This is a genomic window from Desulfomarina sp. (genome assembly GCF_054039375.1).
Window position 1 is genome coordinate 1 of sequence record NZ_JBPLBA010000008.1, and the last position, 22381, is coordinate 22381.

The window sequence follows — 22381 nt, forward strand, 5'->3', positions numbered from 1 at the left end:
GTATTTCCACCAATTGTTTTTTTTGCCAGGAAGGATACAAATAAGGTTTTTTAAAAGAGAATTATTCTTGGAAATCTTTTTGGAGGCAATAAACAAATGAATAAAAAAGAACTGGTGGAAAAGATAGCTGCAAAAAGAGGTATGAGCAAGGCAAGTGCAGCCAGGGCGCTGGACGCGGTTCTGGCAACAATGACAGGTGTGATGGAAAAGGGAGAGCGTGTTACAATTACCGGCTTTGGTTCCTTTAGAGTAATAGAAAGAGTTGAAAAAAGGGGGCGAAACCCCCAGACAGGACAGGGCATTATTATCCCTGCCCGGAAAGTAGTAAAGTTCAAGCCGGGAAAGAATCTTTTCGAACGGATCCAATAATGGGAATTTATGCAGTCACTTTCTTTGGGGCTAAAAATACCAGCAGGAAGATACCTGAGCAGACCATGATACTGCTGAGAAGCTGACCCATTGTGAGAAGGTTGAAAAGATAACCGAGTTGTTGGTCGGGTTCCCTGAAATGTTCAAGAATAATCCTGAAAAATCCGTAAAGAATCAGAAAAAGGGCAAAAACAGAACCATGGGGCCAGCTGGATGTTCTCCATGGTTTTGATCTGAGGCTCCAGAGTATCACGAAAAGAACAAATCCTTCAAAAAATGCTTCATACAGCTGGGAGGGGTGACGGGGGACATTACCTCCATCCGGGAAAATCATTGCCCAGGGGACATCGGTCTTCCGGCCGAACAGCTCTCCATTGATGAAATTGCCAATTCTGCCGAATCCTATTCCCAGGGGAATTGTGGCGACATAGATGTCCGCTGTTTTCCAGAAATTCAGTTTCTGCCTTCTGCAATAAAACCAGCCTCCGGCAAAAAGAGCTATGCATGCCCCGTGAAACGACATTCCGCCACTCCAGGTTGCCGGAATTTGGCTCGGGTGTGCCAGGTAATAGGAAAAATTGTAGAAAAGAACATAACCAAGCCTGCCACCGATAACCACACAGAGAATGAGGACAAGATTGAGGTTTTCAAAATGGTCAGCCAGCCTGCTGTACCTGAATTCCCGTATCTGTTTTCGTACCAGGATATACGTGGCGGAAAATCCGAGAACATACATCAAGCCATACCAGCGAACATGTAAAGGCCCAATGGAAAAGATGACAGGATCTATCTGAGGAAACTGAAGAGGTGTCATATTCCGGTTAATTCCCTTGCAATCCATTGCGGTTTCTGCGTAAGTGCACCTGAAGTACTGAGATTGCTGCGGGTGTCACTCCGGATATCCGGGAAGCCTGGCCAAGGGACAGAGGGCGAATCGCAGTAAGTTTTTCCACTACTTCATTGGAAAGACCGGAGAGTTCTGAGTAATCCAGATCTTCAGGCAGCCGCATGGATTCCATTTTTTTAAACCGTTCCACCTGTTCTTTCTGGCGGGCAATATACCCCTTGAATTTTATCTGCAGCTGAATACGTTCCCAGACGCTGCTCCCGGTAATTTTTGTCACGTTTTGCAGGTCAGCAGGCGAGAGGGGGAGGCTTAGAAAAGCATGGATCGTCATCTCCGGACGGCGCAGGAGATCCGCAAGGGAACATTTCTGTCTTAAATTGCTTGTTCCGGCAAGCTGCAGGGCTCGGTTCAATTGATCTGTGGGTTTGATTTCAATCGATTCGAGGGTCTCTATACCTGAAGCAATGGCATGTTCCTTTTCAAGGAAGATGTCGAATGTTTTTCGGTCAACCAGGCCAATGTCAAAACCAATACGGGTGAGACGCGAATCGGCATTGTCTTCACGAAGAAGGAGTCTGTATTCTGCCCGTGAGGTGAAGAGTCGATAGGGTTCCCTGGTGCCCAGAGTTACCAGGTCATCCAGGAGAACACCGATGTAGGCTTCGGAACGGTCGAGGATGAGTGGTTCCTGATTGCGGATGGAGCGACAGCCGTTGATTCCTGCTATCAGGCCCTGGGCTGCAGCTTCCTCATAACCGGAGGTTCCGTTGATCTGGCCGGCAAGAAAAAGGCCTTTTATTTTTTTTGTTTCCAGTGAAGGCATGAGGCCTGCAGGATCTATGTAATCATATTCAATAGCGTATCCGGGACGTATTATGATGGCATTTTCAAGTCCCCTGATACTGTTGATCATGGCCTGCTGGACAGACAGGGGCAGACTGGTGGGGAGACCGTTTGGATACACTTCCACCGTATCCAGCCCTTCCGGTTCCAGAAATATCTGGTGGCGGTTTTTTTCGGGAAACCGCATAACCTTGTCCTCAATTGATGGACAATAGCGGGCGCCGATTCCCTCAATGATTCCGCTGTACATGGGGGACTGATCTATTCCGCCCCGAATGATTTCATGTGTTTTTTCATTTGTATAGGTAATATGACACGGGAGCTGGGGGAGAGTATAGTTTCCTTTTGAGGAGAAGGAAAAATGGGCAGGTGGGAAATCACTCTGCTGTTCTTCCAGTTCTGAATAATTGATGGAACGGGCATCGAGACGTGGGACTGTTCCTGTTTTCATTCTTCCCACGGAAAACCCGTTTTCAACAAACCATTCGGCCAGAGCTGTGGAGGGCGCATCCCCCAGTCGTCCGGCAGGAAAATTTTTCAGACCGATATGGACCAGGCCATTGAGAAAAGTACCAGTGGCTACAACGACTGCCCGTGCCCCGATTTTTTCATTCAGGGAGGTGGTTATACCGCATACTCTTTTGTTATCGATCAGCAGGCCGGTCACCATTGTCTGGCTGACCGTGAGATTTTCCTGATTCTCAATAACCGATTTCATCCGCAATCGGTAGAGCAGCCTGTCTGCCTGGGCCCTGGAAGATCGAACAGCAGGACCTTTGCTGGTGTTGAGCTTACGGAATTGAATGGATGTCGCATCGATGTTTCTTGCCATTTCGCCTCCGAGGGCGTCAATTTCCCTAACCAGGTGTCCTTTGGCAAGACCACCGACAGCAGGATTGCAGGACATGGCGCCTATGGTGTCGACATTGATGACGGTGAGCAGTGTTCTGCAGCCGAGCCTTGCTGCAGCGAGGGCCGCCTCACAACCGGCATGTCCACCTCCGACGATTACGATATCAAATTGTTTTTTCATTTTTTCCACCATATAAGAGCCCACCGGGGTGGATGGCTGCGTTCAACGGTGATTGTCTGACCTTTTTTGTCAACGATGTTGCCTGTAATGTATTTTTTCAGCAGTTCCAGTTCTCCGGCAGTGAGGTCATTGAACATCCATCTGTAGGAATCAAGGGCGGCATCCATATTTTCATATGTTGTTGTCCTGTCCAGGGTGAGCACGGTGATATTGGCATGGATTCCCAGGCTATACAGGATGTTGAGAGTATAAATGTAATCAGGCCCGGGCTGGAAGTCACGACCGAGGGCCACAAAGGCATGTTCATCAAATGGTGTTGCTCCGATTCTGTCGCTGATGAAGATATATTTTTTGCCATAGCGGTTGATTTTTTCAAGCGCTGCGGGAAGATCCTCGACCCCCATTGAACGGGAGGCAATAGCAATATCGTGGGGCTCAAGAGGCAGGCTTTGCCAGTCGTCTTCCCATGAGCACTGGATGGTGTTGATATTGTTGATATGCTCTTCTGCCGCAATATTGTTGAGGGTTGAGAGCATCTGAGCGGAAAAGTCAAGTGCCGTGACACTTTTGACATGGCCGGCAATGGGAATGGCAAGAGTGCCGGGGCCACTGCCTATATCAAGAACCGTATGGGATTTCTCAAGAGGCAGCTGCGCAAGAAAAAGAGAGGTGTAACGGGAATCTTTATTCCGTTTTGCAAATGAACAAGCCTTCCTGTCCCATTGTTCAGGGCCTTTGCTTTTCCAGCCTTTTTTTTGCATGGCATTGGCGCGAAGGGACGGCCAGTCGATGTCTTCATACGTTTTTGGCGAAGTAACTGACATGGAGATAGTTGAATCCTGGTTTGATTTTTAAAACATTGCCGGGCAGTGGTCAGATCTATTACTGCACCACAAGTTTTCATCTGGAACATACAATGTTGGGGACATGAGCAAAGTGTTTGTCCAGAAATGGCTCTTTCGTCCAGGCTCTGCGTCATGCGCAAAAAATAATGTTCGGGATATCAATTATATGCCTGTGTTTATTTTTTTTCACTTCATAATTTTGCACGAAATTGCTCATTTCTGGACAGACACTAGCATAGCAGGAGAGGTTCTGCAATATCATGGATTACCTGAGGACAAAAATGTTTGACAGGGGATAGTATATATGGTTAATATTCACCTCTTGTAATGAGTTCAGGATTAAGGCAGCATATGCTTTCGGCCATTGTCGATAAAGTACTTTTTTTGAGATGGCTGGGATGAGTCGGCTATCCTGATCACCGTTTATATATTAATAACGAAAACTTCATGGCCAGCCATGAATTGTAACGACGAGGTAGCAAAATGAGTAAGCGTACTTTTCAGCCAAGTAATATCAAGCGCAAGCGAACCCATGGATTCAGAGCCAGAATGAAAACCCGGGCAGGCAGGGCGATTCTTAATGCCCGTCGGGCAAGGGGCCGCAAACGACTGTCAGCCTGAACCATTGGAAAAACTTCGACTGCGTAAAAACTCACTTTTACGGAAAGGGTGGGAGTTTGAGAGAGTATACAGCCGGGGCAGACGTCTTCACGGACATGATTTTACGCTGATTTGTGAGCCGAATTCTTATGGCAGAAGTCGTTTGGGGATCAGTGTGCATCATAAGATCCGGGGTGCGGTAAAGAGAAATCGTATCAAGCGCATTGTCAGGGAATCTTTTCGGCTGGGGCGCAACTTCTATCCGTCAGAGATGGATATTGTTTTTGCCGTCCGACCCGGATTTTCTCTTTCCTGCCCTGATGAAATAAGCGAATCGGTAGCTTCTGTGGTCCGGAAAATGCATAAAAGTTCATGAAATCCCAAATTGCAATACGGAAGTTGCCCAGGCTGTTTTTTATTGGACTTGTAAAGGGATACCAGTACCTGCTATCCCCCCTTTTTCCTCCCTGCTGTCGTTTTTTCCCCACATGTTCTGTTTATACAATTCAAGCAATAGAGAAGTACGGAGTTATTAAAGGCGGGTTGCTGGGTATTTGGCGCATTCTCCGTTGTCATCCATTCTCCAGAGGTGGACATGACCCGGTTGTGTGATTACCCGCAATAGTCTTTCTTTTTTTATTTTCAGCGTGCCGCTTTGGTGCATAAATTTACGGAAAATGAATGGATACTTATAGAGCGTTTTTGGCGATCGTTATTTCCTTTGTAATACTGGTTGGTTATCAGTATTTCTTTGTTGGATTTGACCAGCCTGTCTCCCCTGACAAGGTCGTTGTCCAGAACGATAGTGGGGGTGAAAAAAATGTGAAATCATCCCCGGCCCGGGAAACCGTGGCAGCGGCAGTTCCAGTAAAAACTCAAGCTGAAGAACCGGCTCCGGTTTATGACAGGGAAGCAAGGGAAATAATTGTTGAAACAGATCTTTACAGTGCCGTGTTTTCTGAGGACGGAGGAACGGTAAAAAGTTTCAGATTAAAAAAGCACAAAGAAACACATGATGCCGATTCTCCCGGTATGGAGCTTGTAAAAACTGATGACCGCTATCCTCTGGAATTTTCATGGGGCAGTGCCCTGGGAAAACGTGTTCTTTATGACAGTGAAAGACAGGAGGTTCATCTCTCCAGGGAAAATGATAAAGCTGTTCTGCGAATGACTGCAAATGGCAGCAATGGTCTGCGTATTGAGCGGGAATATGCGTTTCATAATGACACTTATCTTGTTGATTTAACGATTCGGGTGCAAAACAGTTCCAGTAATCCTCTCCAGGGAATCCCCCAGCTGTACCAGATAAACAGCCCTTTTATGGGGAATTCTGGACCTACCAGCAGATATTTATTCAGCGGACCTGTTGCATTTGTGAATGGTGAACTTGAGACGGTTAAGGCAAAAGAGTTTAAAGATGGTCCGAAAACGATAAAAGGTGCAATCGACTGGGCAGGATACGAGGGAAATTATTTTCTCTGCGGGATTGTGCCAATTGACGGGGCCGGCAATTCATTCACCATGGAGGGAGATCAGGATCTCACCAGAATGCAGTTGGCCGGTGATCTTGATACCCTGCAGCCGGGTGGGGTTAAGGAATATAAGTATCATATTTTTTATGGTCCGAAAAAGCTCGAGATGCTGAAGAATATCGGCTACAACCTGGACAAGGCCGTCAACTTCGGCTGGTTCGATGTAATCGCCAAACCGACTCTCTGGCTGCTCAATAAATTTTACAGTGTTTTCGGCAATTATGGTATTGCCATTATCCTTGTAACCATCCTTTTCAAAGTCCTTTTCTGGCCTATCACCCAGAAGGGGATGAAGTCCATGAAGAATATGCAGAAGTTGCAACCTAAAATGGCGAAAATAAAGGAAAAATACAAAGATGATCCGACAAGGATGAATCAGGAGGTGATGAGCCTTTATAAAACTTATAAAGTCAATCCTCTGGGAGGCTGCCTGCCCATGGTTCTGCAGATTCCGGTGTTTTTTGCCCTGTACAAGGTACTGCTGCAGAGTATTGAACTCAGGCATGCACCTTTTATGCTGTGGATAACGGATCTTTCAGCACCTGACAGATTGTATCTTGGCTTTGACATTCCGTACCTCGGTGGTTTTCCGGTTCTGACGGTTCTGATGGGGGCTTCCATGTTTCTGCAGCAGAAAATGTCTCCGTCCACCGCTGATCCGACCCAGGCTAAAATTATGATGTTTCTGCCGCTGATCTTTACTTTCATGTTTATAAAATTTGCCTCGGGTCTTGTGCTTTACTGGTTCATAAACAATCTGTTGTCCATTCTGCAGCAGGTGATCATTAACAGAGAAACAAGGAAACCGGCAAAAGCCTGATTATTGAATGGTTATCTTTTCTGAAGAATTTTGTTTCAGGTGGGGTAACCTGGATTTTTGCAGAAGGAAATTCAATGTCTCCAGACAAAAAAGATTTTTACGCAAAAGAGGTTACCGGGGCCATCAGAAAGGCCTGTGAAGCATTAAATGTCCCCCAGGAGCGACTTGAAATAGAGGTGGTCGAAACCGGTTCTACTGGTATTTTTGGCTTGATCCGGAGGAAAGCCCATATTCGGGTCCAGGTGAAAACGGCGGTCGAAGAGGTTGTAGATGAAATATTTGAAGTAAAGGAAAAGGTAACCGGGGTAAAACCGTCCCGGAAAAAGGAAAAAGAGGATATTCCCCGGAAAAAAGAAAGACATCAGGCCCCAGTGGAGGAACCGGCTAAGATTGAAGCTGTTGCCGGTCCCGAGAAAAAAAGTGAGGAACCTCCGTCTTTTCAGGAAGTGAGTGAAGAAAGCCTGGAGTTGTTGAAAAAGGAGCTGCTCAATATTGTCGAGCTCATGGGCTTTCCCTCAACAGTGGAAATAGAGGCGGAAGGGCTCTCTGTGAACTGTGTACTCAGTGGAGAATTTGAGGAAAAACTGGCGGGACCGGAAGGGAAAACACTTGACAGTCTTCAATATCTGCTGAGGAAGATTGTCAGCAGAAAGGTTCCTGAACGGTTGAAAATTGCAGTTGATGCCGGTAATTTCAGGCAGCGTCGTCAGGAAGAGCTGAAGGTAAGAGCTGTTGAGCTTGCCGCTCTTGTCAAGAAGGATGGTAAAACCCAGGTCATTCCCGCATTGAACCCTTCCGAGAGGCGGGTTATTCACATGATTCTCCAGGAAGATAAGGAAATCCGCAGTCGCTCCGTAGGAGATGGGTTGTTTAAAAAGATTCTCATTTATAAACCTGGGAAAGGGAACAGATCCGGCAGAAAAAGATCCTCTTCAAGGGGAGGGCGCAGGGGCAGGTCTTCCCAGTCAAGAAAGACCGGAGGGGATAATTCGTAATTGTCTACAGCTCCCCCTGCTTTTCAAGGTCTCCTTTGTCCGCATAGGTTGGAGGATAACCGGAGGTGATAATTCCTGAGTAAAGTCCCGTTTCGGCCGGACAGGCTGCATTATCACCAAACGTCCACGGATTCAGGAATATGTTATCCGAGAAAAAATCACAAAGTTGTTTCGGATCCGGAACAACGTCTGAAAATGATACCATTGCCGCGATTTCAACCCCGCCCGGTGCCGGCGGTATTGGCATAATACGGATGAGCGGCAACCGTTCTCTTGATATTCTGAAAATGATCTTTGTTCCCGCCGGTTCTCCTGGAGTTCTGGTCAGCCATCATATGTATTATGGTCATATCCGGCGAGAAAATGACGGTAAAATTCTAGATGAAGTGCTGGCTGTGTTTATGGCATCCCCCCGAACATATACCCGTGAGGATGTGGTTGAAATCCACTGTCATGGCAGCTATCTGGTCCTGCAGAATGTTCTGGAACTGTTACTGGATCAGGGGGTCAGGCTTGCGGAACCCGGTGAGTTTACAAAGAGGGCTTTTCTGAATGGCAGAATTGATCTGACAAGGGCTGAGGCGGTTATTGATGTTCTGGCGGCGAAGACCAGAAAAGGTGTGGATCTTGCCCAGGAGCAGCTTTCCGGCGCCCTTTATGATAAAATTGAGCCGGTTCGCAAAGGCCTTCTCAACATGCGGGCCATCATTGAAGTGGCTATCGATTTTCCCGATGAAGATGTTGATATTGTACGTGAATATGATTTGCAGGAAAGAATCGTCAACGAGGTTGAAAAACCGATATCGTATCTTTTGAAGCAGGCGGAACAGGGAAGAGTTTACAGGGACGGTATAACAGTAGTCATCGCAGGTCTTCCAAATGTCGGAAAATCCAGTCTTCTTAATACAATTCTTCAGGAAAAAAGAGCATTGGTCACTGAAATCCCAGGTACGACCAGGGATTCCATAGAAGAGTATGTGGATATCCGTGGCCTGCCTGTTCGACTTATTGACACGGCGGGTATCAGGGAAGAGGCAGGAGAAGTTGTTGAAGAACTTGGGATCAGGAGAGCAAAGGAACTCATAAATATGGCGGACCTGGTTCTTTTCATGGTGGATGGATCCAGACCGCTTGAAGATGGTGATGTTGCTCTCTACCAATCAGTGTGCCATAAACCGATTCTTATAGTGATCAATAAAATTGATATTGCCGGAAGTGACGATGTTGATTTAAGAAAACTGTCGGGAGACTGCAGGAGTGTGTCTGTTTCGGCCAGGGAACAGTATAATATTGATCTCCTCAAAGACCAGATCTTCCAGATTATTACAACTGGAACGGATCAGTGGGAAGAGGGTGGTTGTGCTCCTAACCTGAGACATAAACTGGCTCTGGGAAAAGCCCTGGACGCATGCCGAAGAGCAGTAAAAACCCTGTCCGGGGGGCTTACCATTGATTTGATTGCCGTGGATCTTCAGGACTGCCTGGATCACCTGGGTGATATTGTCGGAACGACAACAACCGAAGACATTCTGGATGTGATATTTGAACAATTCTGCCTGGGCAAATGAAATTATCCTGACTATTCAATCATGGCAAGAATTTCACGGATCAGGTTGTCTGCACCGTCTGCAATCTGATCGATACGGGAGTCGAGCATATAACAGGGGGTTGTCACCAGTCTGTTTTTACGGTCGACCACTATTTCCCCGTGACCTGTGGTCGTATGTGTTCCTCCCATTTTTATTATATTTTCTTCCACCTGAAGGTCATTACCCAGAGTAACTTTTGCCCCGTTTATTAATTTTGCAAGAATAACCGGAGCAATGCAGAGAGCCCCGATAGGTTTGCCTGCGCTGTGGGTATCAGTAACCGCTTTTGCAACAGCTTTATCAACTGTGCAGTCTGAACCGTCAAAGGCAAAAGTTGAAAGATTTTTTGCTGCACCGAAACCTCCAGGCAATACAAGAGCATCATGATTCTCGACGGAAAAATCCTGGAGGTTTTTAACATTTCCCCTAGCTATCCTGGCAGATTCAATGAGGATATTACGTTTTTCCTCAGTGGGTTCACCTGTGATGTGATTGATCACGTGGAACTGTTCCCTGTCGGGGGCATAACATTGAAAATCAGCTCCTGCCCGATGGATGGCAAGAAGGGTCAATGTGGCCTCGTGGATTTCGGCACCATCGAGATGCCCGCATCCTGAAAGAATGACTGCGATGGATTTTTTGTTTTTGTCTTTCATTTTTTTATCTCCTTCATACATAACCGGCTGTCCAGTCTGTAAATAATAATCTCCTAGCCCTTGTTTTCCAGTTCCCCCAGGAGTGCCTGGGCCTCTGACCGTTCTTTAAAATCTGCTTTTGTTTCCAGGGCTTTTTTGATTGAGCCAAGTGCTTTGTCCTTTTCCCCGTTACCATATTGAGCCAGTGCAAGATGGTAGAGAATTACAGGGTCGCCCGGTCGGTTTTCCAGAGCCTGACTGAACTGAGAGATGGCAAGGGAATAGGACTTTCGTTTGTAATGAACCCAGCCAAGGGTATCGGCGATCTGTGGTTGTTTTGGATAAGCCTGCTTGGCCTGCATAGCCAGGCGAAGTGCTTCGCCGAGGTCTCCGTTTTCTTCAGACGCTATAAGCCAGGCGAGGTTATTGGCGGCAGTGGGGATGTTTGGCTGTGTTTTCAGAATCTCGGCGTAAAGCTTTTTGGCTTCGGCAGTTTTGTTCTGTTTTTCATACAGGGAAGCAAGTCCCATTTTGGCCACAACAGCATCTGGATGTTTTTCGAGAATTGTATTGAATTCCTTTCGGGCGTTTTCCAGTTGGTTGAGCCGGGTGAAGAGTCTGGCAAGGAAAAGGTAGGACTGCGGGTTATCGGGTTTCAGTGTTTTTGCCTGATTAAAAGCCTCAATCGCCTTTTCTACCTGATTGCTTTTGGCGTACAATTCTCCAAGAAGAAGATAGTGCCCGCTGAATTTATTATTTTTTATATGTTGTTTTACGAAATCAATGCTTCTGTTGATATCATTGTTGGTTGAAAGAGCCGCCAGTAAGGCCAGTGTTTTTGAACTTTGTGGAACGACTTTAAGCAGTCGTTCCAGAGACTCCTTTGCCTTTTCGCGGTCGTTCGTGCCGAGGTAGGCGATACTGAGACTGCTGATCAGTTCAGGATCTCCCGCAACCTGTTTTTCAATACCATGGATGAGTTTGATTGCTTTATCATATTCTTTTGCCTGCACCAGGGATTTCACGAGTATTTTTACAGCGATATAATTATTGGGATTGATTTTCAGTGAAGTTGAGGCTTCTTTACGGGCCCTGAGACTTTCGCCCTGCATGAGAAATATTTGAGCTGCAAGTGCGTGGAAACGATCATTTACTGGAGTGTTTTTCAGCGCCTGTTCTATGCTCTGTTGAGCAAGAGTTTTTTCCCCTTTACGGAGGTGTGCCAGGGCCGAATAATAAAAAGGCTCACCCCATTTGGGATAATTTTTCAACAGAGGGGTGAGAATTTCAAGTGCTTCCGTATTCTTTCCTTCATTGATTGCGAACCGGGCTTTGAGCAGATTCGCGTCACCATTGGCGGGGTTGGTTGCCAGAATTTTTTCCATGAGTTCACGAGCTTTTTCAAGGTTTTTCTGCTCGAATTTCAAGGTGGCAATTTTTGCCGTGACCTGATTGTTTTCAGGAAATCTTTCCTCCGCCTTTTTCAATATTTCTTCGGCATCATCGTATTTTTTCTGTTTCTTGTAAAAATCTGCCAACATGAGATGGAGCCTGACAGAATCGGGTTTTATTTCAAGAGCCTTAAGAAGGGCATCTCCGGCTTTATCAAATTCGCGACGTTTTATGTGAAAATTTGCAAGAGTGGTGTAGATCTGAACATTTTCAGGGAATCGTTCAGTCATTATTTTTAACTGGTCGTGAAATGCCTTTTCATTCCGGTTCTGGTCAAAAAGAGTCAGCAGAGAGCGATAATTGGAAAAAGTATCAGGAGCCAGTTCGATGGCTTTGCGAAACATTCTCTCCCCCTCTTGCCATTTTTTCTGACTGGCAAAAATCCGGCCTTTGATATTGTAGAGTTTGTCGTTATCCGGCTCCTTTTTCAAAGCCTTGTCCACATACGCAAGAGCCTTGTCGAAATGACCTTCAATCAGCTCAATATTGGCAATAAGAGCGAGGGCCTCGGGATACCCGGGGTCCTTTTCAAGGACCTGTTCCACGTATTTACGTGATTCCTTGGCATTTCGGGACAGAAGATAAAACTCTGCCACCTTCACTGCCGCATCAAGATTTGAGGGGTCAAGACCAGCGGCCCTCTGCAGCTCACGGAACGCCCCTTTCGGGTCACCGGTTTTCAGGAGAAGCAGGCCAAGCTGGTATCTCGCGTCAGCGTATTTGGCATCAAGTTGAATGGCATTCCTGAGTTCGAGGATTGCTGATTTCTGATCTTCTATTTTGACATATTCGAGAGCACGCTGGTAATGTTTAATTTTCTTCTGTTCGGGATTTGAACACGCAGTGAGAGTGAACAGAAGTGATAACAGGATAAAAAAACCGGCAGAATGTCGCAGAGTCATAGGAAACCTTGAGTTAAAAATTATCATTGGAGAAATGAATAGAGTGTCCGTTATAAAAAACTACTCCTAGTTTAAAGGAAAAAAAGGAGTTTTCCTATCGAAAAATAAGATATGATGAGGGTTTGCACAATATAGAAATTATATTTGATTTAATTGCAGGTTTTTGCGGGGGGAAAAAATGATAAAATTTAATTCATTTCCAAGGTGAATGAGTCAAGTGTTCCTTTTCTGGTTAATGCCCTGAAATTATAAGAATAATAAATTGTATATCTTGGAGTACATGTTTAAGGCCGAGGGTTAAGTTACTTTTTGGTCAGGCAAATAAGTGACAAAAAATCAAAGATATGATTTACTGTCTCCTAACCGAATATTGCTGATCAGGATATTGAGGATTGATCCGGTCGTTATACAGTAATTGCTCACAGGCACCCCAGCTTTTCACGGTCTCTTTTGTCCGCATAGGTAGGCTATAGCGAAGAAGAGCCTGCAAAAATCTGCCGCACCTGTGAACAATTACACTTCAGAGGTAATAAAATCACAGAGTTGCAATCCCTGTGACCAATTACGTTATATCTGTCCAGATGAGGTTTGAAAATGTTGAGAAGAATTCTTTTTTTTCATGTATGCACCATTGTCTTTCTTTTTTCGGTTCCATTGACTTTCGCGGCTCAATCAACAGCCGATGTCCCTGTTACAAAAGAGTTACGGGAAAAAGCACTCAGGAATATTCTCGGAAAAACGAAAGATCTCCCTAAAATAGAGAAGGAATATGTAATCGGCCACGGTGATTATCTGCGGGTGCAGGTTTATGGTGAGGGGGATATGGCTGCGGCAGATATTTCCGCTGTCGGAGAACCACGGTCCGCTGATGCCCCCCGACAGGGCAGAGGTGTAAAGGTGCAGCTTGATGGGCGTATTTCCCTCAAACATATCGGTGATGTGGAAGCTGTCGGCCTGACATTGACACAGTTGGCTGATTATCTCAAAATCCTTTTTGCCACGGTATTTGATGATCCGGTTGTCACTGTTGTTCTGGAGCAGAGCAACAGCCAGAGATATACGGTTATGGGGAAGGTTGCGAATCCGGGAATATTTTTTATCGATTATCCGATTACTCTGGTGCAGGTTATAGCCCGGTGCGGGGGATTCACCGAATGGGCTAATTCAGAGGTTACTGTTGTTCGGAAAAGTGCGGAAAAAAACAAGCTTTTTACTAAGAATATTATGAAATTTGATTATGATGATTTTCTGGAAGGGAAGGAAGTGGAAAAGAATATTTTTATAAAATCGGGTGATTATATTATCGTGCATTGATGAAATGGGGGGCTGTCTGATGTCTGTACAATTCTATGTAACCGGGATCTCGGTCGGAGCAATATGCCTGGCTTTTTTGAGTCCACCTGTTTCTTCTGCCAGGGAAAACAGCCTGACTGGAGGAGTGAGTGTTACTTATGACTATAATACCAGATCACAAGATAAGATAGCTGATGATCGGGCCACCACCGAAGATGAGTCCCTTCAGAACAGCAATCGTGACAGGAATTATCGCAGTATCACTATCACTCCACTGGTGAAATTTATTTCCAGAAGTGAACGGGACAGTCTGGAGCTCCGGGCCGCACCGGGGTTGAAATATGATTTAAAGGAATCGGAGACAAACTGGGATTATGATCTGTATGTCGGGGCAAACCGGTTTTTTACAAGAGCGTGGCAGATACGGCTGTCTGATTCCTATATTAAAACTGATTATTTCCAGACCGGTTTTTCGACTGACCAGGGAGCAACCAGTTCCGGAGGAAGCACGGTAACCGAGAGTTCTGATGAGCTTTCTCCCGATCTTGGCAGAAGACGATACTGGACAAATACTCTGAGCCTGTTTTCGGATTATACCTATTGGGAAGACAGCCTTTTTCAGGTTGGAGCCAGGTATGTTGCCTTAAGAAACGATGATACCGGAGTGAATGGTTATGATGATTATGACCGATACACCTTGAGCCTTCGCAATGAACATCGGTTTACATCCATCTGGAAAACGATTACGGACCTGAGTTTTGTCCGGGGTGAATTTGATACCGCAGATGAGCCTGCTGTGTCGGATATAACCGGGCAGGATATTCAGCAAAATACTCAGTTGTCAGATGACGTGAAGGAGTATCGTGCGACGGTTACGGTGGAAAATAATTCGTTTACCAGAAATACCCTGTCCCTCATGTATAATTATGTCGGTTCCAGGTATGACGATGACGCACTTAATGATGGTGATATTCACCAACTTCGCTTTACATGGAGAAAAGATTACTCACCCCATGTATACACCGTTGTAGGGCTTGGGCCTTCATACCAGAAAACAGAAGGGAGAGAGGCGGACTGGGGCGCAAATGGTACAGCGGAATGGAACTATATTCTGGAACAGGGACGTCTGAATTTTCTGCTGGATAAAAGGTATGATGTAAACAATTTTTCGGGGAACGGTGATCGGGGGTTTGTTGACACCTGGGAGACAAGATTCTCGTTTAATCATAACCTGCTGGAAAATATTGGTATGAACGGTTTTCTTTCGTACATTTATGAAAACAGGAAAAGTCCGGGAACAACACAGGATGCTGCCGTCGAAGCCGACCAGGCACAACTGGAGGAGTTTTACAGGAACCGATACAGTGGTGGCCTTGGTTTCTCGTATTCTTTTATGAAATTTTACAGTGTTGGCCTGAACTACATTTATACTAAACTTGATTCAGAAAGAACTGACGAAGAATATGATGACCACAGGGTTTTTATCACTTTTTCCTGGAACAGGGAACTTTATCGCTGGTAACATCCGCAGCCTATGAGAAATACAATACAGATCTTCAGAGTTACAGTCGTACTCATTCTTTTTGCACTTACCTGGTATCTGCTGCAGCTGACAACCAGTGTAACAAAAATAAGTATAAAAAAATCACTCTCCACCTTTCCCCACGAAATAGGTGAATATCATCTCTCAAACTCTTTTCAGTCATCAGCGGCCGTAATTGAGATGCTTGGGGTGGATGATTATATCCAGTATAATTATGTCAATGATCAAGGAGATATTATTAATCTGTATGTAGGCTATTACAAAGCTGTTGGTGTCGACGGGGGATACCACTCTCCCAAAAATTGTCTTCCCGGAGGGGGTTGGGGAATTGATCAGATCAAAACACAGGTTCTTGACAGCGGCATAGAGGGGGAAAAAAAATCCACCGTTTCTGAGATGCTGATCAGGGAAGGGGACAGTTACCGTATCGTTTTCTACTGGTTTCAGAATAGAGGGCGTATTATTGCTTCCGAATATTGGGAAAAGATCTACCTTGTGCTTGACGCGTTATTTAAAGGGCGCAGGGATGGTACTTTTGTCCGCGTGATGTCAATTGTGCCCGGTAAGGATATAGAGATGACACGTGCCAGAGTCAAACAATTTTCAGAGCAGGTTATGGTGATGCTTGAAGATTATCTGCCGGGGGCGAAGATATGATAGTTCGACAGCCGGTGTGGGGCAGGAGAAATATTTTTTCAGCCGGGATTCTTCTGGCTGCTCTTTTTATTCTTTACTGGCCGTTTCTGACAAAACTCGTTGCTGACTGGGGGACGAATGATGACTATTCCCACGGGTATTTCATCCCAGTACTGACCCTGTATTTCATCTATCATATACGCGATAAACTGCGGGATCTGGCTATCCGGCCAAGTTTTACAGGCCTGTTTATCATTGTGGCAGGGCTGGCTCAACTTGTGGTTGGAAAAATAGGGTCAGAGTTTTTCCTTCAGCGTACTTCTTTGATTATAGTGTTGTATGGACTGGTGCTCTTTTTTCTTGGCTGGGCTTATTTGAGGAAGCTGTTTCTGCCGTTATCCTATCTCTTTTTCATGGTTCCTCTTCCGGCCATTATCTGGAACAAGATTGCGTTTCCCATGCAGCTTTTCGCCTCGGCCTTGACTGAAAAAGTTGTATATGCACTGGGAATAGCAATTTATCGTGAGGGTAATGTCCTCCACCTTGCGGAAACAACATTGGAGGTTGTAGCAGCCTGTTCCGGGTTACGCTCTCTTATGACCATGTTTGCTCTCAGTGCTGCACTTGCTTTTCTGTCTTCTCTTTCAAGATGGAAGAAGATTATCCTGCTTTTGTCAGCCGCTCCCATTGCGGTTATTGCCAATATTATCCGGCTGAGCGGAACAGCAGTGCTTGCCTCGCGCTATGGTTCTGAAGTCGCACAGGGTTTTCTCCACGAATTTTCTGGAATTGTCGTGTTTATGCTCGGCCTTGGGATGCTGGTTGCTGTAAATACCCTGCTGTCGAAAACAGGGAGAAACAGTTAAGCCGTAATTGGTCACAGGAACAGACCACCGTGTTTTCGGTTTCATTTTTGCTACCTGTGTGCAGTTTTTGAACACAATTCTGCAAAAGTACACAAATTTCACTCCTGTATTTTCCTTTCTTGACAGAGCAATCTTCCTGACGATTTCTTCCTGACAATATACTGTATTCACTGATCATATGTATTCCGGATAATAATTGTCTTCATTTTTCAACGGAAAGAGCATACACTATATGGATAGGAAATTTGTTATCCTGAAATAAGGAGACATAGTTTTACATTTCTAGAGAAGTGTGCAGTTGCGGTTTGGATTGCTGAAAAAACTGCCGGGAGGGGACAGATGGCCAATAAGATGCGTTTAGGCGAGTTGCTGGTTGCGGAAGATATTGTTGAGCAGGATGCTGTAGATGATGCTTTACGGGTACAGGTTGCTGGAAACAGAAGGCTTGGAAACATTCTGGTTCGTATGGGAAAACTTTCAAGTGATACGCTTGCGGCAACTCTTTCCAGGCAACTTGGGAAACCTTTGACTGATATTGATGCGGTATTCGAAAGTGGAGTAAAAAATATCCTCCCCCGTTACCTGTGTCGGAAATATGATGCGTTGCCTCTTGCCCTGAAGGACAATAATATTCTTCTCACTGCAATGACGGACCCGTCGGACTCTGAGGCGATAAGTGACCTGGAGGATTATACCGGTAAAGTGATTGAGCCTTGTCTGGCAAAACAGTCAGATATAGCGAAAGCAATTTCAGGCAGGATTTCGTATTCCCTGAAAGATCTGTTCAATCCCCAGGTGAATACCCGGATTACGAGAGTTATTGCCATAGCAGCACTTGTTCTGGTTGTTGGCCTGGGATTGGCAGGATATAAATATGTACAATCTGTAAAGTATGGCAAAATCGCAAATCTTGCCCATTCCACGGTCTATGAGCACCATGATCTGATGGTGGGGTTTGACAGGTCTGGAAGTATTTCTTTTCTCGGCCATAGTGCGTTCTCTGACGGTTATTATTCTGTTTCTTTCTCTGATATTAATGCATTACGTTCTTTTATTGTTGATAAAAAAGATGATTTTTCAGTGAGGCAATACAAATGGCTGCAATATGTGATGAATAGAGAGGATCGTCATCACCTGATTACAACAGGTCTTGCCCGGAATGGCAAGTAGCTTTTGGTGGTCTCCTTGGACTCAAAAGTGTCAGATTGAGTTTTGTACGTAAGCAGGAAAACTTTGATCTGCTGCTGAAAATCTATCCACAATACAGGCTGTTCAGAATAATTTCGCAATATGCGGATCATACATTTGATTTTATGTATTTTTCAGGGTAACCCTGACAGTTAATTGCATTCTTGTGTTCCTGGCTGCCCTGGCCTGTTCAATGGTGCCCTTTGGACAATATCAATTCGCAGTTTAAGAGATTGACGTGATGAATCTGGTCGGGGTTTTGGTCATTTTATTACAAAACCGTAATTGGAGAGTGGATTTAGTACAGAAAAATTGTAGGGATGAAAATGAATAATGAGACAGAAAAGACGGAATCGAAATATCTAAGTGGGGAAAGATTGGATATGGGTAGTCAATAAAGAAAGAGTATTATTTGAATGCTTTCAGTGGTTAGCAATGGGGCAAGGAAAAATTTTTTTTAAGCATTTTTATAAATTCCAGTTCAGCGTTTGGCAGAGAGATAAAGGAAAAGACTGTTTTGGTATGAAATATGCATAGAGGTGAAGTGGTTTGAGCGGTTATGTTCTCAATTCCGGATTTCCCAGAGAATTGAACAAAGAAGCTGATAGATTTGAACCTGACTTCATCATTTGTTCCTGGAGAATGCGGCAACACAGTGTTATCACAATCCGTTATGAAAAAAATATTACAGATATTATTTATCATTTATTGTTTTCTGCCCATTCTTTCCCATGGAGAGCCCTCTTCCCATGATATTCATATTGAATGGTCATTTGATGATCAGTCGGTTGAGGGGAAAACTCTTGTCGGCTATAATCTTTACAAGGAAGGAATCAAAGTCTGTTCTGATGACAGTCCGGCAGATAAAAAGATGGACTGTGTGATCGTGTCGGAGCCAGGGACATATAATTTTACTCTTACAGCATTGTATTCTGATTACAGTGAAAGCCCCCATTCTCCACCCTATAGTTTTCAGCTGGGCACAGAGCAGCCACCTGGTGGTGAGGAAGGTGATCACAGCTTTTCTTTTAAATGGGAGGTTGAAGGGGACACCTCAGATATCGCGGCGTACAGAATATATTTGAATAACAAAGTTCTCTGTCAAACCGGGGATGCAGAAACATATGAAATCAGCTGTAAAACGGATCTGCTTTCAGAAGTAATGTATTTCACGATAACTTCCCTGTACATTGATAACACAGAAAGCAATCCTTCAAATCTTTTAAAGTTCGATCCTTCAGAATATCCACAGCTTTTAAACACCAGGCTTTTAAGCTTTTCATGGGATTATCCGGATAATCCAGATCTTGCGGGTTTTAGAGTGTATTATAACGGCCGGCAAATATGTGAAACAACCAATCCTGCAGACAGGCAGCTCTCGTGCATAGCAGCAATAGACAGTGACACACTGGTTTTCTCTGTTTCCGCTGTGTTCCTGGATCAGAGTGAAACGGCCCTGAGTAACAACCTCACCTATACTGCAGGAGATAATTCGCAGGGTAGTGGTGAACTGCAGGCTGTGATTACAACCAGTACAGTCGGTGGTCCAGCTCCTCTCATGGTGTCTTTCGGCGCAGCTGGTTCCATCGGAGATATTATCTCGTATGCCTGGTCCTTTGGGGATGGTGTTACCGCGGACACCAGTAGTGTTGATCATCAATATACAAGTCCTGGCATCTATAATGCGAGCCTTACTGTGACGGATTCTTCCGGGGCAATGAGTTCGGAAACTGTTTCGATTCAGGTTGCTGAAGGAACTCCAGGCAATACACCACCCCATGCCGTTATTTCATCATCAACCGCTCTTGGCCCGGCACCACTTACTGTCTCTTTTGATGGGCAGGGTTCTACAGCTTCAAATACCTTAATCACTCTTTATCACTGGGATTTTGGAGATGGTAGTGATGCGACAGGCAAAAGTGTCACCCATCTTTACTCACAGCCCGGGTCTTTCAATGCCGTGTTGACTGTTACTGATGGAAACGGTTTGACAGACTCAATCAGTACGCCGGTGATTGTCAGCTCATCACAACAGGAAAATCAACCACCCCAGGCTGTTTTCACTGTATCTTCCAGTAGCGGCAGTGCGCCTCTGACGGTAACATTCAATGGTGGAGGCAGCAAGGATAGTGACGGCAGTATCAGCAGTTATAGTTGGCAGTTCGGGGATGGTGCAACTGCTGGCGGAATCAGTACAACGCATACTTACACCAGTGAAGCGACTTTCACAGCAACTCTTATGGTAACAGATAATGATGGAGCGAAAAGTTCTTACAGTAAAATAATTTCTGTCGTTTCAGAAGAAGATCTCCCTCCATTCAATATAGAAATGGGTGAAGTTGCTGTGAACAGCGACTGGGCAACAGTAAATTTAAGCTCTTCTTTCAGAAATCCGGTTGTTGTTGCCGGCCCGCCGTCATCATTCGATTCTGAACCCTGCGTGGTTCGATTACAAAATATCAGTACAACGGGCTTTGAAATAAGGCTCGAGGAATGGGACTATCTGGATGGCAGGCATCCTGAAGAAAATGTGAGTTATATGGTGATGGAAAAGGGACACTTTATTCTCCCTGACGGTACCCAGGTCGAGGCCGGAACATTTGCCGGAAAGACGGATTCTGCATCCAATGGTTTTAAGGAGCCTTTTAATTCCAGCCCGGTTGTTTTTACATCCATCGTCTCCGATAATGAGGAGGATACTGTGGCCGGTCGTCTTCGCAATATAACGAAAAATGGTTTTGATTATTATTTCCATGAGCAGGAAAAGAACACCAACGGGCATATAATTGAAACGGTGAATTATATTGCCTGGGAACAGGGCACAGGTGAGTCGGACAACTTCATTTTTGAAGCTCAGGTGACTTCTGACAGTGTCAGTCATGTACCATATGACATTATCTACCACACTACCTACAACTCTCCGCCATTTCTTTTTGCAAATATGCAGACTGCCAACGGTACCGATACGGCGGCATTGAGGGTTGAAAACCAGAACGCAAATTCGGTATCAGTGCATGTGGAGGAAGAGCAATCTAAAGATGATGAAATTTCACATTCTCCTGAGAGTGTTGGGTATTTGGCAGTGGGGACGAAGGGGCAGGGAGATATCGACCGGAATATGCGATTGTTCACTTTTCAATGGGAGTATGACCTGGGCGGTCAGGATATAAATGAATTCCGTATTTATCTTAATGGGAATTTTTTATGTTCCACCGATAATCCGGCTGACCGTATTTTGTCCTGCACTGCATCACTTCTTTCTGCGGAGATGGAGTTTTCTGTTACGGCAGTTCAAAGTAATGGTGAAGAAACTGCACCTTCAACTGTACTGCGTTTTGATCCAACAGAATTTCCACAACTTGCCCCGACCAGGTTGGCAACATTTACCTGGGATTTTGACAGAACATATGAGGATATTATTTCCGGTTTTGTTGTATCGGTTAATAACAGTAAAGTGTGTGAAACTGAAGATCCGACAGCGAGGCAACTGACCTGCGAAATTGATACTCCGGTGAATGGGACACGATTTACTGTTCAGGCTGTAAAAACAGATAACAGTACTGTTCAATTTAAAAACTCTATTTTATATGAACAATAATACTATGAATATCAGAAAGGTGAACACCATACTGCAACTGAAGACTCTTCCCATGCCCTATAAAAGAGGAGGCATTGAAATGAAAAAGCGAAGTGTAACTATTTCACTACACAGATTCACCTGTTTTTTATATTTCCTTGTGTTTATTTTTTTTCCCGTTTCGGGGTTTTCTGCTGAATTTACCGGAACCCTGGGAAGTGTTACCATAACAGATGCTAAAGGAGAAAATGCACCACCCGCAGCATCATTTACTTATACCGTCAATGAAAATGATGTTTTTCTTGATGCAGGCAGCTCGACTGACACTGACGGGACAATCCTGGAATACAGGTGGGATTTTGGGGACAGCACTACCGGTTCCGGTGTGAATGTAACGCACACTTACGCAGAACCGAATGTTTACCAGGTTACACTCACGCTTGTAGATGATAAGAGTGGTATTGCATTGCTGCAGAAGGAAATATCGACAGTACAGTCAGGGGCTGCAGTTGAACAACTGAATGAAGATGGTGATACCGGAAATATAACTCAAAACAGAACATACGGACAGGGCATTATTTTTTCAACTCCGGTAACAGTTTCATCTATCACGATAAAATCAGGTCCTTCAAAATATGGAAATCCACCGATGAGAATCAGGATCGGGAAGAGCCTTGATCTCTCTTCTTCATATCTGGGCGAATCGGAAGAAGTTGTGTTCGACAACAAAAATACTGAATATGAATTTATTTTTTCACCGGGTGTGGCACTCGATGCCAATACACAGTACTTTTTTGCTGTTGCTGTTACCAATGA

Annotated in this window: 19 protein-coding genes; 14 read left to right on the top strand and 5 right to left on the bottom strand. The window is 44.9% G+C overall.

Features of this window, described 5'->3' with window-relative positions; genetic code table 11:
* Positions 1-96 precede the first annotated feature (96 nt).
* Positions 97-369, top strand: coding sequence for an HU family DNA-binding protein (locus ACXLDX_RS00295; RefSeq protein WP_457575186.1), 273 nt, complete (start codon positions 97-99; stop codon positions 367-369).
* Positions 370-376: 7 nt separating this feature from the next.
* On the opposite strand, the gene lgt is transcribed toward ACXLDX_RS00295, so the two are convergent.
* The 3 genes from lgt to ACXLDX_RS00310 are packed head-to-tail and all read right to left on the bottom strand — an operon-like array spanning position 377 to position 3916.
* On the bottom strand, positions 377-1210 hold the full coding sequence (gene lgt / locus ACXLDX_RS00300) for a prolipoprotein diacylglyceryl transferase (RefSeq protein WP_457575187.1): 834 nt from the start codon (positions 1208-1210) through the stop codon (positions 377-379).
* Positions 1191-3092: a tRNA uridine-5-carboxymethylaminomethyl(34) synthesis enzyme MnmG gene (mnmG, locus tag ACXLDX_RS00305; RefSeq protein WP_457575188.1), complete on the bottom strand. Its 1902-nt coding sequence runs from the start codon at positions 3090-3092 to the stop codon at positions 1191-1193. The genes lgt and mnmG overlap by 20 nt, the downstream gene beginning before the upstream one ends.
* Entirely contained in the window at positions 3089-3916 is an 828-nt protein-coding gene (locus ACXLDX_RS00310) for a class I SAM-dependent methyltransferase (protein ID WP_457575189.1), read from the bottom strand. The genes mnmG and ACXLDX_RS00310 overlap by 4 nt, the downstream gene beginning before the upstream one ends.
* A 504-nt stretch (positions 3917-4420) precedes the next feature.
* On the opposite strand from ACXLDX_RS00310, the gene rpmH reads away from it, so the two are divergent.
* The 6 genes from rpmH to mnmE all read left to right on the top strand — a co-directional run bounded on the left by rpmH (position 4421) and on the right by mnmE (position 9452).
* Positions 4421-4558 (top strand): 50S ribosomal protein L34, encoded by a 138-nt coding sequence (rpmH, locus tag ACXLDX_RS00315; protein WP_457575190.1) that lies wholly within the window; start codon positions 4421-4423, stop codon positions 4556-4558.
* Positions 4518-4913, top strand: a complete 396-nt coding sequence (gene rnpA / locus ACXLDX_RS00320; RefSeq protein ID WP_457575191.1) for a ribonuclease P protein component — start codon at positions 4518-4520, stop codon at positions 4911-4913. Before rpmH ends, rnpA begins: the two co-directional genes overlap by 41 nt.
* Entirely contained in the window at positions 4910-5149 is a 240-nt protein-coding gene (yidD, locus tag ACXLDX_RS00325; RefSeq protein ID WP_457575192.1) for a membrane protein insertion efficiency factor YidD, read from the top strand. The genes rnpA and yidD overlap by 4 nt, the downstream gene beginning before the upstream one ends.
* Before the next feature lie 69 nt (positions 5150-5218).
* Positions 5219-6889, top strand: coding sequence for a membrane protein insertase YidC (gene yidC, locus ACXLDX_RS00330; RefSeq protein ID WP_457575193.1), 1671 nt, complete (start codon positions 5219-5221; stop codon positions 6887-6889).
* A gap of 74 nt (positions 6890-6963) precedes the next feature.
* Entirely contained in the window at positions 6964-7884 is a 921-nt protein-coding gene (locus ACXLDX_RS00335; RefSeq protein WP_457575194.1) for a Jag family protein, read from the top strand.
* Positions 7885-8024: 140 nt separating this feature from the next.
* Positions 8025-9452, top strand: a complete 1428-nt coding sequence (gene mnmE, locus ACXLDX_RS00340; protein WP_457575195.1) for a tRNA uridine-5-carboxymethylaminomethyl(34) synthesis GTPase MnmE — start codon at positions 8025-8027, stop codon at positions 9450-9452.
* A gap of 11 nt (positions 9453-9463) precedes the next feature.
* Here the strand turns inward: mnmE and elbB are convergent, their stop codons facing one another.
* Both elbB and ACXLDX_RS00350 read right to left on the bottom strand, forming a co-directional pair.
* Positions 9464-10129, bottom strand: coding sequence for an isoprenoid biosynthesis glyoxalase ElbB (gene elbB / locus ACXLDX_RS00345; protein WP_457575196.1), 666 nt, complete (start codon positions 10127-10129; stop codon positions 9464-9466).
* A gap of 53 nt (positions 10130-10182) precedes the next feature.
* Complete coding sequence (locus ACXLDX_RS00350; protein ID WP_457575197.1) at positions 10183-12462, bottom strand: tetratricopeptide repeat protein; 2280 nt, start codon at positions 12460-12462, stop codon at positions 10183-10185.
* Between the two features lie 594 nt (positions 12463-13056).
* Between ACXLDX_RS00350 and ACXLDX_RS00355 the strand changes: the two genes are divergently transcribed.
* The 7 genes from ACXLDX_RS00355 to ACXLDX_RS00385 all read left to right on the top strand — a co-directional run.
* The gene (locus ACXLDX_RS00355; protein WP_457575198.1) at positions 13057-13776 is read left to right on the top strand and encodes a polysaccharide biosynthesis/export family protein; all 720 of its coding nucleotides are present in this window, start codon (positions 13057-13059) and stop codon (positions 13774-13776) included.
* Between the two features lie 19 nt (positions 13777-13795).
* Complete coding sequence (locus ACXLDX_RS00360; RefSeq protein ID WP_457575199.1) at positions 13796-15277, top strand: hypothetical protein; 1482 nt, start codon at positions 13796-13798, stop codon at positions 15275-15277.
* A gap of 12 nt (positions 15278-15289) precedes the next feature.
* Complete coding sequence (locus ACXLDX_RS00365) at positions 15290-15955, top strand: exosortase C-terminal domain/associated protein EpsI (protein WP_457575200.1); 666 nt, start codon at positions 15290-15292, stop codon at positions 15953-15955.
* On the top strand, positions 15952-16800 hold the full coding sequence (gene xrt, locus ACXLDX_RS00370; protein WP_457575201.1) for an exosortase: 849 nt from the start codon (positions 15952-15954) through the stop codon (positions 16798-16800). The genes ACXLDX_RS00365 and xrt overlap by 4 nt, the downstream gene beginning before the upstream one ends.
* 339 nt (positions 16801-17139) lie before the next feature.
* Positions 17140-17970 (top strand): GspE/PulE/PilB domain-containing protein, encoded by an 831-nt coding sequence (locus tag ACXLDX_RS00375; RefSeq protein WP_457575202.1) that lies wholly within the window; start codon positions 17140-17142, stop codon positions 17968-17970.
* A 691-nt stretch (positions 17971-18661) separates the two neighbouring features.
* Complete coding sequence (locus tag ACXLDX_RS00380) at positions 18662-21586, top strand: PKD domain-containing protein (protein ID WP_457575203.1); 2925 nt, start codon at positions 18662-18664, stop codon at positions 21584-21586.
* A 79-nt stretch (positions 21587-21665) separates the two neighbouring features.
* The coding region (locus tag ACXLDX_RS00385; RefSeq protein ID WP_457575204.1) for a PKD domain-containing protein at positions 21666-22381 on the top strand (716 nt) is incomplete at its 3' end.